Origin of the sequence: Rothia sp. P4278, assembly GCF_048512945.1 — a bacterium.
Lineage (GTDB): Bacteria > Actinomycetota > Actinomycetes > Actinomycetales > Micrococcaceae > Rothia.
Genome location: NZ_JBLXXU010000002.1, coordinates 214,692 through 230,113 on the forward strand (window position 1 = coordinate 214,692; position 15,422 = coordinate 230,113).

11 protein-coding genes and 1 tRNA gene are annotated in these 15,422 nt (G+C 54.7%); 4 read left to right on the top strand and 8 right to left on the bottom strand.

All coding sequences use genetic code 11. The annotated features are described in order from the left end of the window. Positions 1-285 precede the first annotated feature (285 nt). The gene (locus ACN085_RS05085) at positions 286-1,890 is read right to left on the bottom strand and encodes a DUF2079 domain-containing protein (protein ID WP_419110804.1); all 1,605 of its coding nucleotides are present in this window, start codon (positions 1,888-1,890) and stop codon (positions 286-288) included. 105 nt (positions 1,891-1,995) lie between these two features. Between ACN085_RS05085 and ACN085_RS05090 the strand changes: the two genes are divergently transcribed. Then, a complete protein-coding gene (locus ACN085_RS05090; protein WP_419110805.1) occupies positions 1,996-3,006 on the top strand; it encodes a DNA-3-methyladenine glycosylase family protein in 1,011 nt (336 codons plus the stop codon). A gap of 78 nt (positions 3,007-3,084) precedes the next feature. Here the strand turns inward: ACN085_RS05090 and trxA are convergent, their stop codons facing one another. From trxA to ACN085_RS05105, 3 genes are all read right to left on the bottom strand, one after another. Next, positions 3,085-3,468: a thioredoxin gene (gene trxA / locus ACN085_RS05095; RefSeq protein ID WP_419099233.1), complete on the bottom strand. Its 384-nt coding sequence runs from the start codon at positions 3,466-3,468 to the stop codon at positions 3,085-3,087. 115 nt (positions 3,469-3,583) lie between these two features. After that, positions 3,584-3,665: transfer RNA gene (locus tag ACN085_RS05100), tRNA-Tyr, on the bottom strand. A 164-nt stretch (positions 3,666-3,829) separates the two neighbouring features. Continuing rightward, on the bottom strand, positions 3,830-4,216 hold the full coding sequence (locus ACN085_RS05105; RefSeq protein ID WP_419110806.1) for a hypothetical protein: 387 nt from the start codon (positions 4,214-4,216) through the stop codon (positions 3,830-3,832). A gap of 179 nt (positions 4,217-4,395) precedes the next feature. On the opposite strand from ACN085_RS05105, the gene ACN085_RS05110 reads away from it, so the two are divergent. Further along, positions 4,396-4,887, top strand: a complete 492-nt coding sequence (locus tag ACN085_RS05110; RefSeq protein WP_419110807.1) for a YajQ family cyclic di-GMP-binding protein — start codon at positions 4,396-4,398, stop codon at positions 4,885-4,887. 119 nt (positions 4,888-5,006) lie between these two features. On the opposite strand, the gene htpX is transcribed toward ACN085_RS05110, so the two are convergent. Then, positions 5,007-5,903, bottom strand: a complete 897-nt coding sequence (htpX, locus tag ACN085_RS05115; protein WP_419110808.1) for a zinc metalloprotease HtpX — start codon at positions 5,901-5,903, stop codon at positions 5,007-5,009. Between the two features lie 142 nt (positions 5,904-6,045). Beyond that, positions 6,046-8,406 carry a sigma-70 family RNA polymerase sigma factor gene (locus ACN085_RS05120; RefSeq protein ID WP_419110809.1) on the bottom strand — a complete coding sequence of 787 codons (2,361 nt, stop codon included), beginning with the start codon at positions 8,404-8,406 and terminating at the stop codon, positions 6,046-6,048. A gap of 796 nt (positions 8,407-9,202) precedes the next feature. Here ACN085_RS05120 and ACN085_RS05125 point away from each other — a divergent pair. After that, on the top strand, positions 9,203-9,736 hold the full coding sequence (locus tag ACN085_RS05125; protein WP_419099228.1) for a Fur family transcriptional regulator: 534 nt from the start codon (positions 9,203-9,205) through the stop codon (positions 9,734-9,736). Between the two features lie 80 nt (positions 9,737-9,816). After that, positions 9,817-11,283 carry a catalase gene (locus ACN085_RS05130; protein ID WP_419099227.1) on the top strand — a complete coding sequence of 489 codons (1,467 nt, stop codon included), beginning with the start codon at positions 9,817-9,819 and terminating at the stop codon, positions 11,281-11,283. 128 nt (positions 11,284-11,411) lie between these two features. Here the strand turns inward: ACN085_RS05130 and ACN085_RS05135 are convergent, their stop codons facing one another. Together ACN085_RS05135 and ACN085_RS05140 are read right to left on the bottom strand one after the other, a co-directional pair. Next, positions 11,412-13,865, bottom strand: a complete 2,454-nt coding sequence (locus ACN085_RS05135; RefSeq protein WP_419110810.1) for an MMPL family transporter — start codon at positions 13,863-13,865, stop codon at positions 11,412-11,414. 34 nt (positions 13,866-13,899) lie between these two features. Further along, complete coding sequence (locus tag ACN085_RS05140) at positions 13,900-15,204, bottom strand: SseB family protein (protein WP_419104819.1); 1,305 nt, start codon at positions 15,202-15,204, stop codon at positions 13,900-13,902. Positions 15,205-15,422: the final 218 nt, after the last annotated feature.

Genomic DNA, 15,422 nt, shown 5'->3' on the forward strand with positions numbered 1-15,422 from the left:
AATGCTCGCGAGGGGCCTTACGCTTAGGTGAGGTCTTCGGTTCGTGGGCGCTGTAGCTAACTTGGGTTGCGCGCTTGGGCGAGCTGATTACACATCAGGTTCTCTATCGTTGGTTCAACGTTCTGCTTAGCCAAAGTATGGTCGTTGAACGCGCGTAGCCCTGTGATTAGTTGCCTAGCTGGGCGTGAGCGCTAAGAGAAAATTTCGGGGTTCCCGATTCTTACACTCTCAACTCTACCCTAGTTTGTAGGTTTTGGTTCCCTGTGGTGATAGAGGGTACAGCGCTTAGTCGGCCCGGACGGCTATCTCAATTGTCCCGATGGTTCGGTAGGGCAGGTAGGCTGCTGACCCGTACCTGCCTGTGGAATAGGCTACGGCACTCGAGGGCGGGTTGCTGCCCCATGCGCTCCCCATACGGTCGATGACCACATAATCTGGGGCGGGTTCACCGGAGTGTCCGATCCAGTAGGCGGTGTGTTCTGGGACCAGGTAGGTCAGTACCGAGAGGTCAGCGGCCACGGTACTTCCCTGTGGAATAGCCGCTACAGCTTCTGCTTTCATCTCATCGGTCAAGCTGAGCGTGGAGCTAGCAAAACTAGGTTGGCCCAGCTGGGCAAGAGGCTGCCAGGGCAGGGTTCCTAAAGCAATAAGCAGGGTGAGAGCGGGCAAGATAATAGGTGCCTGATGCTTCATTCCATCCAGGAGCGACCTGCGGGTACCAGCCAGCGGGCCCTTGCCGAGGGGGCGGGCAGGAACCTGAGTACCTGCCTGCGCCCGGGCCAGAGTGTCCAGCAGGGCGGTGAAGATGATGGGCATGAGAACCAGGTTGTAGTGCCAGGTAGGTTCCCAGTAGCCTTCTTGCGGTGAGAGCAAGCGCCAGATAAGGGTCGGTACCGCCACCCAGGCAATGGGGCTAATAGCCCAGGCTAGAACCCCCGTGAGTAGGAGTAGGCCGAGAGTTGCGCTTTTCTGCCAGGGGTAAAAGAGCTGGGCGAATGCTCCCAGGGGGTCTCCTAGAGCGGCGGCGACGTCAAGCTTATCGGAGTAGTCGAAGACTCCCCCTGTGTTGAAGTAAGGCAGGATCAGCCCGATAGCAAGCAGGGGCCAGATCAGCCCCCAGAGGGTAAGCAGACTAGCTTCCGCCACAGCCGGGGTGCTCATCCAAGAACGCAGGAGCGTTTTGCTCCGTTGTGTCAGAGTTGCCGGAGCAGCGCTTGCAAGAGGAAAGAGGATTCCTGCAGCTGTGCGGAACCATCCTGTTCGCCAAAGAATAACCAGACCGATAGCAAGAACCGTAATTCCCATGTCCTCTTTGACAAACACCAAGGGGAATGCCCAGTAGACAGCCCGGCGTAAAAAGGGGCCGCGCTCGGTTTCAAGCCGCATGATCGCTAGGTTGCCCAGGCTCATGACCAGGAAGGGTAGGGCGAAAGCTACTTCGTGGAATTGAACAGAGACAGCTTGCTGGATACCGAAGCTCAGGGCGTAGGCTAGCCCGAGTGTAAGAGCCGCCCAGGGCTTCACTATTTTTTGGGCAAACCTGATCAGCAAATAGACAGAGAGAGCGACCAGTCCGTTTTGCACATAGAGCAGGGTCGCTGGGCTGGGCCATAACCAGTAAAAGGGGGTCAGGGCAATGGTAATGGGGTGAAAGTGGTCCCCCAGGAGGTTAAAGCCCTCCCCCTTGATAGGAACAATAGGGGCCTGACCTTGGGAGTAGGCTTTGGCAAGCTGGGCGAAGATTCCTAAATCCCAGGAGGGCACAAGATAGTGCCGCCACTGGAACCAGGAGTAAGTGCTGTAGAGACCAAAGACTGCCAGAGCTAGGGTTGTTGCGGCAATTCGCGCAGGAACCGGCTGGGGGTGCTCAAGCAGTTTCTTAATGGCCATTGTTCTTCTCTGTTGGGGGTGCAGTCTTTGGTAAGTATAGACAGTCAAGCTGAGTAAGACTTATCGGGTCTTCCAATATGCCCGGCACATGAGACGATAGAAAACATGTTGCGCGCCTCTTTTGTTCTGGAACCAACCCATGCGGTGCACCTGGGACAGACTTTTGCACCCTTGCAAAGAGGCCAGGCTGATCCGCTGATGCGAGCGGTTTCCACCCCCGCCGAGACCATCCACTGGGCAAGTGCTCATGAGCAAGGCATCAATATCCTCCTTCGGTGTGCACGCCCAGCAGGGGCGGGTCTATCTGCCCCGTTCAATGTGACGCTGTGGGCACCCGGTCCCTCCTCGTCCACACATTCAGGAACCCTCTCCCCAGCCAGCGCTTTGGAAGCCTTCGCTGAAAAGGTTGGAGGCTGGGTAGGCGAGAATGACTGCTGGTCGCCCTTCTATGCTTCCCCTGCCTGGCAACAACTACCCGAACGCCTCAAGCAGGCAAGGGCAGAGGCTCCGGGCCTAAGACTCCCCTCCATTGGCCTGCTTTCCCAAAATCTTCTGCTCGCTATCTCAGAACAGCGGGTAACTGGTATAGAGGCGATGGGAGGTATGCGGGCACTCCTTGGCCGATACGGCCAGCAGGCCCCTCAGACCGGCTACCCCGATCAGCCGGCGGATTTGCTCTTTTTTCCCCCGGCTGATGTCTTTGCACAGATTCCTGAGTGGGACTACCACCGGGCTGGTTTTGACCGTTCGCGCTCCTCTACTATGGTCCATTATGCGCGCCAAGCCGCCTCTTTCGAACGGTTTGCGGAAGAAAGCACTACAGGGGAGCTGGCCCAGGTTCTTGCTGGGATACCGGGTGTCGGCCCGTGGACAGTTGCAGAAACACTCCAGCGGTACTGCGGCCACCCCGATGCCGTCAGTGTGGGTGACTACCATTTAGCCCACCACCTTACCTACGCCTTTGACGGGGTCCGCGGCGATGACCACCGCATGTTAGAACTCCTAGCCCCTTATGCCGGGCATCGGCAACGAGTGGTCAGCCTCATTAAAGCCACCGGTATCCACGAACCCCGCAGGGCGCCCCGCTACGCCCCGCAAGACTTCCGTTCCTTCTAGCTCCACGACATAGCAAAGCCATCGAACTCCCCTGCTGGGGGAGCCCGATGGCTAAGGTCTATAAGTATTTTTTGAAGCTTAGTTTTCTTCGGCCTGCTGGGCGGCTTCTGCCTCAGCAACCTGCTTGTGAACCTCAGCCATGTCCAAGCCCTTAACCGCCTCAATGATCTGGTCGAACTGTTGAGCGTTCAGTGCACCGGGCTGGGAGAACACAAGGACACCCTCGCGGAAACCCATCACAGTAGGAATTGAGGTGATGTTGGCGGCCGCGGCCAGCTGCTGCTGATCTTCGGTATCGACCTTGCCAAAGGTAATCTCGGGGTGCTTCTCAGAGGCTTCCTCAAAAATGGGGCCAAACTGCTTGCAGGGGCCACACCATTCAGCCCAGAAGTCGAGGAAGAGGATATCTGATGATTCGACCTGCTGGGTGAGGTTTTCCTGGGTAATTTCAATGGTTGCCATGATGAACACGCTACCCCTTTTACCCCTGCATGTCTAAAGCCCGGTGCCAGTTTCTCTGATAATGAAGAGGAGTTAACAAAAAATCCCATCTCGTGATGAGATGGGATTTTCGCTGTGGCAGATGAGGGATTTGAACCCCCGTAGGCAATGCCAGCTGATTTACAGTCAGCCCCCTTTGGCCGCTCGGGTAATCTGCCGTATTCAATTTCTTGAATCATTCGTATCAACGAACAGTAGATTACTTTACACACTTTTGCCACGGTTGCCAACTTGGCACCCCTTTTTGTTGCCAAGCCCACTTCTAGAAAGAAGGAGCTCCTGCAGTCATGACTGCAGGAGCTAGTGAGCATATTGTTTTCCGCTAGGACGTCAGTGCGGATTCCTGCTCTAAAAGAAGCGTGATTTCAAGGTTCTCCAAGTAGGCGTAGGCTTGGTCCGGGGTACACATGCCACCCTTGATTTCTCGCTCGAGATTCTCTTTAACACCCTCAAAACGAGCAATGATGGCAGGGTCCTTCAAGGTAGACCCTAGCTCGGGGGCAAAGAGTTCCGCTTGCTTATGCTCTGCCCCAGCGTTGGGAAGAGCTTCAAAGAGGAAATCGTCTGCAGACAGATCTGCCATGAGCGCTTCATAAGCCCTCTGTATGCTTTCGTCTGTTACTGCAGTTATCTGGTGCGCCGCCGGAGTGGTTCCTGAGCCGGACGGTATGCCGGCTTGAGCGTGGGCAGCTGTTTTCTTTTCAGCCATACTTTCATCCTTTCAGAGCAAAATGAAGTTTTGCTGAGAATGGAGTCACATTTTTATAACGATTCTAGAAATATGCTGACAGCCGCTCTAACAGGGTACGGTTATAGTGAGAAGCACTCAGGTTCAAAAAACCTTGTGCCCCAGCCCCCTGACTATTACTTACGAAAGAGGTGCCCTGCATGGCAAGCGACTCATCATTTGACGTTGTATCTAAGGTCGACAAGCAGGAAGTTTCCAACGCGCTCAACCAGGCCCAGAAAGAAGTAGCCCAGCGCTATGATTTCCGTGGCGTTGGCGCTGAGATTGATTTTTCTGGCGAAAAGATTCTGATTAAGGCTAATTCAGAAGAACGTGCCCTAGCTGTTCTTGATGTCTTCCAGTCCAAGCTGGTTAAACGCGGAATTTCTCTTAAGTCCCTGGATTCCGGTGACCCCTATGCATCGGGCAAGGAGTACCGCATTGAGTCTTCTATCAAAGAAGGTATTGCCCAAGACCAGGCCAAGAAAATCACCAAGCTGATTCGTGAAGAAGGGCCCAAGGGCGTCAAGGCAACCATCCAGGGTGACGAGCTCCGTGTCTCATCTAAGTCACGTGATGATCTGCAGGATGTTATCGCTCTGCTGAAGGGTGCTGACCTCGAAGTTGATCTACAGTTTGTCAACTACCGCTAGATTTTAGCACGCGCTTCACTCAAGCACATAGAAGGTGCCCTCTGTTCTTTGAAACAGAGGGCACCTTTCCCTAGGCAGGGCAAAATATTCACCCGCTTACTGACGCGAAAACGGCAGGGCTAGATTTGCCCCTTGGCGCGCGCCATCGCTTCAAGTCTGGCGATGCGGTCAGCCATGGGAGGGTGCGACGCCATCAGGTTCTGAATCTGACCCGCGCGGAAAGGGTTGGCGATCATCATCGAGGCTGTGCCAGCAACTTTAGGGTTCTCAGGGTCCAGGGGGTAGCGCGAGACACCGTTTTCAAGCTTGTGCAGTGCAGAGGCCAGAGCTAACGGGTCATCGGTGAGCTGGGAGCCGTCTTGGTCGGCATCGTATTCTCGTGTGCGGCTAATTGCCATCTGCATTACGCCCGCCACCAGGGGTGCCATCACAGCAAGAAAGAGCGTGAAGATGAGCCCTCCACCGCCCCGGTTGTCATTGTTTCGGTTACCGCCAAACATCAAGCCAAAGCTCATGACCTGAGAGATGGTTCCCACCACAGAAGCCAAAGCCGCAGCGATGGAGCCAATCAAAATATCCCTGTTATAGACGTGCATCAGCTCATGCCCGATGACACCGCGCATCTCACGATGATCAAGGAGCTGCAAGATCCCCTCGGTGCAACAAACGGCCGCATTCTGGGGGTTACGCCCCGTAGCAAAAGCATTAGGGGTCAAGGTGGGAGCAACGTAGAGACGCGGCATTGGTTGATTGGCCTTGGCTGAGAGCTCCTCAACAATTTCGTAAAGACCGGGGACCTGATCGCGAGTCACGGGATAGGCGTTCATGGAACGGATAGCGATTTTATCGGAGTTCCAGTAGGAATAGGCCACCATGCCCACGCCCACCAGGCCCATAATCATAATCCACACAGAACTACGGGTATAGGCAGCTAGCCCCGCCCCAATGAGCAAGAGAAAACCGACCATCGAACCCAGTAAAAGAGCAGTTTTAAGCCCGTTGTTATGGCCGTGCACCCTATTACACCTTTCTCAGGAAAGTTATTGTTGCTTTATAGACTAGGGTCTTTAGCTGGGTAGAGGCTGTGCTTTTGCGAAGAGCATATTATGACCGGCCTAACTCATTCAGGAGGCAGGCCGGTAGCTATCTTAATGTCTCCTAGACGCAGGTAATCTCTGTAATCGCCTCTAGCCCAAAGTAGCTCTCTAGAACATAGAGCGCATAGGGGGAGTCAAGAATAATCTGCGGAATGTAGGTTCCGAAGCTGACCAGACTACCCGAATAGATATAGGTAATCCTGCACATACGGTTGTCATTGACTGGGCTACCGATTGTATCCCAGGGCACCTGCGCCATCCACTTGTAGTATTCGGGGGTTCCTACCCAGTCCTTGGGGTCGGGAACTCCAGGGTCGCTTGGCTCAGCTGGGTCAGCTGGGTCAGCTGGGTCAGCTGGGTCGGTCGGTATAGAACGATCCACTGGAGTGTCAGGATCAGCAGGTTCTTTAGGCTCAACTGGGTCGCTTGGCTCAACTGGGTCGCTTGGCTCAACTGGGTCAGTTGGCTCAGCTGGCTCGCTTGGTTCAGCTGGCTCGCTTGGTTCAGACGGGTCGGTCGGTATAGAACGATCCACTGGAGTGTCAGGATCAGCAGGTTCTTTAGGCTCAACTGGGTCGCTTGGCTCAACTGGGTCGCTTGGCTCAACTGGGTCGCTTGGCTCAACAGGCTCTGTTGGTTCAGCCGGGTCGCTTGGCTCAACTGGGTCGCTTGGCTCAACAGGCTCAACCGGGTCGGTTGGCTCAGCCGGCTCAGTTGGCTCAGCTGGGTCGGTCGGCTCAGCTGGGTCGGTCGGCTCAACAGGCTCAGCTGGGTCGCTTGGTTCAGCTGGCTCAGCCGGGTCGGTCGGCTCAGCCGGCATAGAACGATCTACTGGAGTATCAGGATCGGCAGGAGCAACTGGCTGGGTACGGTCTACAGGATTAACAGGCGCTACAGATTCCCCCGGTGGCTGACTATCCACGGGCAAAGTTGATCTTACCGGGGTATCGCTCTCGGGCTCAGCTACCGGAGGCTGCTGAGTATCACCGGCTCCAGCGGCACCATCTGGCTGGTTTGAGAACACTAAAGAGCTCGCAAGATCGGCTGACTCCTTAGACGCCCCATGAGCCCCCATCGTGTCATCCTGCCAGGGACCGGTCAGAGCAGAGAGAGTCTGACCTTGAGGGGTTTCCACCGATGGTCTTCTTATTACGCTAGTACCTGCTGAAGAGTCAGCGGCATCCCCAGCGCTTGCGCGACTGTGAGAGGCCTTCTGCCCCAGCTGCCCGCGCGGTGAAGCAGCAGAATCAAAAGTCTGGGTATCCACCAGCATGCTAGGCGCTGATGCAGCAGGAGCCCTAAAAGATTCTACGGGGACGCTCGAGCCCGAGCTTTGGGGCGAATCAACAAGAGCATCAACGATGCCACCTACCTCTTCCGAAGGGCTTGAAGCTGGTGCGGTTTCAAGCTGAGAATCGGCACTAATCACCGTTGAATTAGAGGACGAGCTATTGACCAGTGCTATGCCACCGGCCACCGCACCAATAGCGGTTACAGCGGCAGCGGCCCCCACCAGAGAGGGTTTGGAAGAAGCCCAACGTCCGGGAATCAAAGAGGCAAGCCCCGCTCCCCCACTGTGACTTGCACCAGCCAGGGCTACACTACCACCGGCGATGTACGGGAGAATAACCTTAGAACTGTCAGTAAGAATCGGCGTAAGCCCTGCAAGCACGGGGAAAACCCACGTACGCATAGTCTTGTTGATACCGATCAGATTCAGGTATTCAGAAGAGCAAAATGAGCATGTTGAAAGGTGAGCTCGTAGAGTTTCGCTACGCTTCTTAGTCAGCGAGCCACGGACCATAGAGCTGAGGTGAGGTGAATACTGCGCGCACTCAGCAGTTTTGGGAGCGTGTTGATGTGCTCGCAGAAACCCCTCGCGAAGGCTTTCCCGTGCGCGAGCAGCAAGAGCGGAAACAGCATTAGCCGACAGGTTCAGAGCTGTAGCTACTTCACGGGGCTTTTTATTCTCAACCTCGGTCATCCACAGAACAGACTGCCAACGTTCCGGCAAACTGGTGAATGCAGAAATCAGTTCATCGGACTCATGCAGTTTAAGAACAGTCTCATCCAATGACCCAGCCAGCTCTAGGTCATGCTCTTCGCTCAGCACCTCTTTTTGCGCTATAAGACCGTTCTCAGCAGCCAGATGCGCGAGAGTTGTGGCAAGATATCCGCCCATGAAAGCGCGAGGGCCCTTGCCATTCTTAAGAGCCTGCAAAATTCTGACGAAGGCCTCAGATACGAGATCCTCTGACAGAGTCTGGTTTGAGGTATGCCTATAAGCAATGGCGCGCGCCATGACCACATAGCGCTCATACAAAACACCAAACGACTCAAGCTGACCCTGGCGAACTTCAGAAAGCAAAACTTCGTCGGCAGGGCCAGACTGGCCAGTTTGAGCAGAATTGTATGATCGCATAAATCTCCCCGTGTAGATACTAGCCGCGCTAAGGAAAACGACTTCCTTTCAGCTTATCGGGATTTTCTGCGTTACGGTATATTTCCCCAATATGTAAAGCGCATGCAGGCCATCAGATACCGCACGCCCTCTTTAGCTCATGAACTAAACACTATGATTCCAGTCACCAGCAAACCAAGACACCATGCGACCCTCATGATGTTTTCCGTGTACAGAACCCGCGAACGGCCCTGTACACGGTAAATGCTTGCGCAGCATGCAGGATCGCTTCATTATCTGGTTCCAGCAGCAGCGACCCGGCACCCGGTGACAGCACAATGCTTTAGCGCTGGCTATCAAGGGTCCCTAACCTTGATAGCCAGCGATTGCACTCGCTCAATCCCCACGATTGATGAGCGCCCATTATTCCCTTATGCCTGGCAAGGCTTCCCATAGCGCCGCCAGGTTCTTGCTATCCTCAAGCCCCAGACAGCTTGTAGGTAACAGCCGATGATTTTCACCATCACTTATTAAGAGCGGTTTCCCCTTGTTTCATGACGCGAAATTTAAAAAAGTTTGAAAAATTTTTTACCGTCAACCAAAAATCTATCGCGGCGCTCCTGACACCACAAAACTTTCTTCAACAACTTTTCTCGCCAGAACGATTCCAGAGCATATCCGCCAAGAGGCCTAGCAGCAAAGCCTTTCAAGCAACACCCCCGCCGGGAAGAGGTAGACCTGATCTACAACACAGCCAGAGCCTATTGTGAAAGATTCATAATAAGGGTAGGATGGTGACATGATGTCAACAAGGAGCATGCCTGCCACCGCAGGCTGCCAGCACATGCCAGAAGCCCCGAAAGCACCAGCTAGCTCCCACAGGGAAACCTGGTCAGCTCAGCTCAGAGCCAAGGGGCGTCGCGTCACAAAGCAACGACTCGCTGTTCTGAGCGCAGTTCACGAAAACCCGCACTCAACGGCCGATGCAATTGTTACAGCAGTGCGCCAAGAACTAGCCGGTATCACAGTCCAGTCGGTCTACGTGGTCCTAGCTGATCTAACTGACATCAAAATGCTCCGTAAATTTGAGCCTCCAGGGTCAGCAGGGCTCTACGAAACCCGTACCGGAGATAATCACCACCATGCCTACTGCATCCGCTGCGGAAAAGTGGAGGATGTAGACTGCGCGGTTGGTGAGGCACCCTGCCTGACCCCCAGCGATTTTCACGGCATGGCCCTGCTCAGCGCAGACGTTCTCTACCGAGGCATTTGCGCCGACTGCCAGAAGCCAGAAGAAAAAGATGTAGCGCTCGCTCAGCAACAGGCTGCACAAGAACTCACCGTTAGCTAGCGCTCACAGCTCCGGTCGTTTCCCTCACCTCTCACGGTGAAGAGCTCCAGAGCATAACCCCACACAGGAAAGTAGGAGAAATGAACAATCCGATTAAGCCCGGTTCATTTACCACCACCGCTCAAGGTGCACCCGTTGCATCAGACAACGATTCACTGACTGTAGGCAACGATGGCCCCATCGTCCTGCACGATGCCTACACCGTTGAAAAGCTCGCTCAGTTCAACCGCGAACGCGTACCCGAGCGTGTCGTTCACGCTAAGGGCACCGGTGCCTTCGGTGTATTCGAAACCACCGAGGATGTCTCACAGTACACCCGCGCAGCGCTCTTCCAGCCCGGTGTTTCTACCGAAATGGCTATCCGCTTCTCAACCGTTGCCGGCGAACAGGGGTCACCTGACACCTGGCGTGACCCCCGCGGCTTCGCCATCAAGTTCTACACCACCGAGGGTAACTACGACCTCGTAGGTAACAACACCCCGGTCTTCTTCATTCGTGATGCCATCAAGTTCCCCGACTTCATTCACTCACAGAAGCGTATGCCCGGCAGCGGCCTGCGTGACAACGACATGCAGTGGGACTTCTGGAGCCTGCGCACCGAATCAGCTCACCAGGTCACCTGGCTGATGGGTGACCGCGGCATCCCCGCCACCCTGCGCCACATGGATGGCTTCGGCTCACACACCTACCAGTGGATCAATGCCGAAGGCGAGCGTTTCTGGGTCAAGTACCACTTCAAGACTGACCAGGGCAACGACTTCCTCACCCAGGAAGAAGCAAACCGCATTGCAGGCGAGAACGCTGATTACCACCGTCAGGACCTACACGACGCTATCGCACGTGGCGAGTTCCCCTCATGGACCCTTTACGTCCAGGTCATGCCCTACGAAGATGCAAAGACCTACCGCTTTAACCCCTTCGATCTGACCAAGGTATGGCCGCACGCCGACTACCCCCTGATCAAGGTCGGCAAGATGACTCTGAACAAGAACCCCGAGAACTTCTTTGCCCAGGTTGAGCAGGCTGCCTTCTCACCCTCCAACTTTGTTCCCGGTATCGGCCCCTCCCCCGACAAGATGCTCCTGGGTCGTATCTTCTCCTACCCCGATGCACACCGCTACCGCGTAGGCACCAACTTCGCGGACCTTCCGGTTAACTACGCTCGGAATGCAGAAGTAAACAACTACAGCCAGGACGGCGCTATGCGCTACTCCTTCAAGACTGCAGATACTCCGGTCTACGCACCCAACAGCCTGGGCGGCCCCCACGCTGATCCTGCACGCGCCGGTGAGGGCTCCTGGGAAGCCGATGGCGCACTGGTTCACGCAGCTGCCACCCTGCACGCAGAAGACGACGACTTCGGCCAGGCTCGTACCCTGTACACCGATGTTATGGACGAGGCCGCTCAGGAACGTCTGGTCTCCAACATCGCGGGCCATGTTGGTGCTGTGAAGTCAGATGAGATCCGTGAACGTGCATTCAAGTACTGGGACTCTGTCCATGAGGAACTCGGTGCTCGTGTACGCCAAGCAGTAGCAGGTAAGTAGCCTGCCAGGTAGCTACCTTGCTTAGCCAGGTAGCTGCCCCATAAAAAACCGCCCTGCGGTGTCCTCTTGGATACTGCAGGGCGGTTTTCATGTTTGAAAGTACCTAAGCTTTAGCGCTGAAGCCGCACTTAGGCGATGTGCTTGGGTGCGTCCTCGGTCTTGCGGTTCTTCTTCTCGAAAGGCCACCACCAGGCGACATCCCCCAGCAGGTACATGGTTGCAGGAATAAAGGTGGTCCGAATCAAGAAAGCATCCATAGCCACGCCCAGGGCCAAGGCAAAACCGATAGGCCGCACAGCTGTCAGGTGTGAGAAGACGAAACTGGCGAAAACCGCGACCATAATGACACCGCAGGCAGTCACAACCCCGCCACCCTGCTTGTAGCCGATGGCGACAGCATCCAGAGCAGTATGGCCCTTACGGTAAGCATCACGCATGCCGGAGACAATGAAGATTTGGTAATCCACGGAGAGACCAAACAGAATACCGATGAGCAGGATGGGCAGGAAAGCCAAAATCGGACCCGGCTGGGTTACCCCAAAGAGGTCACCCATCCAGCCCCACTGGTAGACGGCAACGACAGCGCCAAAGGAGGCCAGGGTTGAGAGCAAGAATCCGATGGTTGCCATGACAGGAACAATAATTGACCGGAAGACAAGGGCCATCAAGATCAGACAGAGCAGAATAACGACAGAGAGATAGAGTGGAATTGAAGTAGAAATCTGCTCAGAAATCTCGATGTTAGCTACAGTCTGCCCGGTTAAGCCAATACTGGTTGCCGTGGCTTTCTCCGCAGGCTCAACCTTATCGAGCATTGCGTGCACAGCATCCTGGGTGCTCTGGGCTGAGGGGCCTTCCTTGGGGAAGAATGCCAAAACTGCGGTGGCGTTGTCTTCGCTCATCCCTACGATAGCGACACTTTCGATGTCCTTGTTATTAAGCTTGCCGGCAACGTTCAAGGCAACTAGGCGCAGGTGTTCCTGGTCACCCGGAACGGAAAGGGTGACACCGGCAAGGATAGGCCCGTTAAAACCCTCACCGAACTTGTCACTAATGGTCTGGTAGGCGCGGTAGGAAGTTGAGTCGCTAGCCTGGTAGGAACCATCGGGCAGACCAAGTCGAAGTGAACTGGTCGGGATAATGGCAAGAATCAAAATCGCAACTGATACCAGTGTCATGGTAATAGGATGGCGGGTTACAAAACCACCCCACCCCTTATAGGCAGCCTCAATTTCAGCGAATGCTTCACGGCGGTTACGTGGCTTGTGAGTTTTGTCTGAGATCCGGTGCAGGTCCTTGCGGCGCTCTTCCTGCTGCTTCTTGGTCAAAACCTTGGTGCCCAAGAGAGAAAGAACCGCAGGGACCAGAGTCAAGGACGAAGCAACAACCAGCGCAACAGAGAAAGCACCCGCAAAGCCCATGACGGCCAAGAATGGTAGACCGGTCAAAAAGAGAGCAGAGAGTGCAACGATATTGGTCATACCCGCAAAGAGGACAGAATGACCTGCCGTTGAATTAGCTATTGCAACAGCCTCCCGAACATCGACTCCGTCCATAAGTTCTTCACGGAAACGATGAAGAATCAGCAGAGCATAGTCAATGCCAATCCCTAGCCCCAGCATCAAAGCTAGAACCGGGTCGGTAGCGGTCATGCCGATAAAAGCGGTACTGGTGTAGACCAGGGCAACTGCGGTACCCGCCCCGATAAGTGCCAGAACAAGAGGCAGACCGGCTGCCACAACTGTACCGAGAGTAATCAGCAGAACAACGAATGCAACCGCTAGACCAATCGCTTCCGAGGCACCAAAAACTTTAGAAACGTCCTGGTCAAGCTCGTAGCTGTAGTTGACAGTAATGCCCTTGTCTTCAAGCGCCTTGAATGTTTCAAAAACCTTCTGACGGACTTCCGGAGTCAACGAGTTAGTGTCCTTGTTAAAGGCAACACTGACAATTGCTACGGTTCCGTCTTGGCTGACAAGGTTGGCCTCGGCCATGGCATCAAGTTCACGCTGACCGGTATCTACTTTAAGCTTGTTGGCCCTTAAGGTGATACGGGCCTGTTTCAGGCTTTCTTCCTGTGCAAGGAGGTCTGGGGCAAGCTCTTTGAGCTCTTCCTGGCTGATATCTGTAGGCAGAGCGGCCCGAGCTTGATCGACCTTAGCCTGGCCTTGGCTAATCTGAGCCTGAAGCTGATCTAGCTGAGCTTTTGAGTTTTCAAGGGTAGTAGTTGCCTGGGCGATAGCGTCTGCCGCCTCAAAGGGATTAACGGAACCTGCAACGTCCTCAACCTGGTGGGAAGTATCGACCGCCTGTGCGATGGCCTGCTTCTGCTCATCGGTGAAACCGCCAGCTGACTCAAGCACAACGTAACCACTAGAGACACCGTTATCTGGGAGCTTAGTCTGAAGGTCCGCACGGACAGCATCGAACGATGCTCCGGGCATGGTATAGCTGGCTGTTGCACCCCGAGCTAGTGTCAGGGCACCAGCTCCAGCGATCACGAAGAGCACCAGCCACAGTGCAATGGCTGCGCGAGCATGGTTGGCTACGGTGTGGCCAATTTGGCGCAGTGCACCGGTCATTGGAGATACTCCTGGTGTGTATGACTAGTTTGGTTTACTGCGATTCTACTACTGAAATAAGCTCGCAAATTTGAGTCATAGGCAAGGTAGCGTGCGGAGCAAGGGCGTTAATGCGCACAGCTGTACTAGCACCAGCAGCCAATAATTTGAGCATGTCAAGGGCCGGGGCACTTCGCACCTGCAAGGAGGGATCAAGCGCAGCAATCTCTGCAACAGTGGTAAAAACCAGTGCAACAGACTGGTCCTCTGAATCCTCATTTTTGAGGATGACTGGGCGACCTGCTGGATCATCGGCACGGACACCCATCAGGAGCGTGGAAGCCGGAGCAACCAGGGCAAGGAGCAGGTCGTGCATGTTCCCCTCCATAAGCGCCCGCTGTACTGGCATATTGTGGGGCGAACCGACGACCCACTGAATCTGAGATTTTTCTATGAAACACTCGTGTCTACTACCGGGGTCAAGTACCAGGACGTCAATTGACGCATCGTGAGCTACCTGTAAAAACACTTTCATAGCGTGCTCGGTAGTCAAACGCGGTATATCTAGACCGAGGACATCCACGGAATATTCGCAGGCCCGTTCCTCCGAGGAATAAGCTGTGAGCGCACGCATGCCATTCGACAGGCGGAGAACCTGATAGCTGGTCTGGAGCTGGCCTTCGGAGTTATCGACGCTCTGGGAGATGTCCATGACCAGGTTACCGCCCTGGGCAGAACGCACAACATTGGCAAGGGCCTGGTCACTCCGGTCCTGGGAAAAGGCCTCGAGGGCCTCCACCAGGTAGGTGTTGGCGGTCTTTGCAGGCTGCGCCTTGGCCGTATCATCCTTAAAACCAGGAGCGCGACGACCTGCCAGGCGTGTGGCGGCCCAGTCCGGGATATGCTCATCCGCACGCGGGAAGGTTTCAAAATGAGTGCGGATATCGCGACCGGTCAGGCCCCCCTCGCCCTTCCAGTCAACAGGCTCCTGAAGGCGGTCATAGGACGCACCAATCTGGTATTTTGGCTCGGGCCAGTCGCTCGCGGTGATGACCACAGAAGCAGTGAACCAGGTTCCCTCATCCTCTGCATAGCAAGCATGCTGTAGCTGTTCAATAGCCTCAAGGATTGGGCTATCAGATTTAAGCGGGCCCACACTTCCCAGGTAATCGTCTTCATCGCGAGATTCAGTGATTCTCACAAAGACAGTCTCTGAGAGCGGCTTAATATCTAGGACCAGCTCATTCCAACCGGGCTCTACGGACACTACCCCCAGCATCCAGCTCCCAATTGAGTTAAGAGCATCTTGAACCATGGTGGGGCGTTCAATCTCTGCGTATCTGGGACTATAGTGCGACATGAAATTCCTGAATTGTTTGGGACGAATACCTCCACACCCGTTGGTGCCATATGGGAAGAGGCTTACCAATACCTATCAATACCTATCAATACCTATTAAAGCAAGAATTCTTGCACTTGATATGCGTGTTCCTTGTGTTTGGTCAAGTTATTTGCGACTACCCTGTCTAAAAAACATGTGGCAACCGTAATATTTATTTTTAGCCGCACGCCCCCTGA

Coding starts and splice junctions, on each gene's coding strand:
- ACN085_RS05085 (WP_419110804.1), bottom strand. CDS start 1,890: ATGGCCATTAAGAAACTGCTTGAGCACCCCCAGCCGGTTCCTGCGCGA.
- ACN085_RS05090 (WP_419110805.1), top strand. CDS start 1,996: ATGTTGCGCGCCTCTTTTGTTCTGGAACCAACCCATGCGGTGCACCTG.
- trxA (WP_419099233.1), bottom strand. CDS start 3,468: ATGGCAACCATTGAAATTACCCAGGAAAACCTCACCCAGCAGGTCGAA.
- ACN085_RS05105 (WP_419110806.1), bottom strand. CDS start 4,216: ATGGCTGAAAAGAAAACAGCTGCCCACGCTCAAGCCGGCATACCGTCC.
- ACN085_RS05110 (WP_419110807.1), top strand. CDS start 4,396: ATGGCAAGCGACTCATCATTTGACGTTGTATCTAAGGTCGACAAGCAG.
- ACN085_RS05120 (WP_419110809.1), bottom strand. CDS start 8,406: ATGCGATCATACAATTCTGCTCAAACTGGCCAGTCTGGCCCTGCCGAC.
- ACN085_RS05125 (WP_419099228.1), top strand. CDS start 9,203: ATGCCTGCCACCGCAGGCTGCCAGCACATGCCAGAAGCCCCGAAAGCA.
- ACN085_RS05130 (WP_419099227.1), top strand. CDS start 9,817: ATGAACAATCCGATTAAGCCCGGTTCATTTACCACCACCGCTCAAGGT.
- ACN085_RS05135 (WP_419110810.1), bottom strand. CDS start 13,865: ATGACCGGTGCACTGCGCCAAATTGGCCACACCGTAGCCAACCATGCT.
- ACN085_RS05140 (WP_419104819.1), bottom strand. CDS start 15,204: ATGTCGCACTATAGTCCCAGATACGCAGAGATTGAACGCCCCACCATG.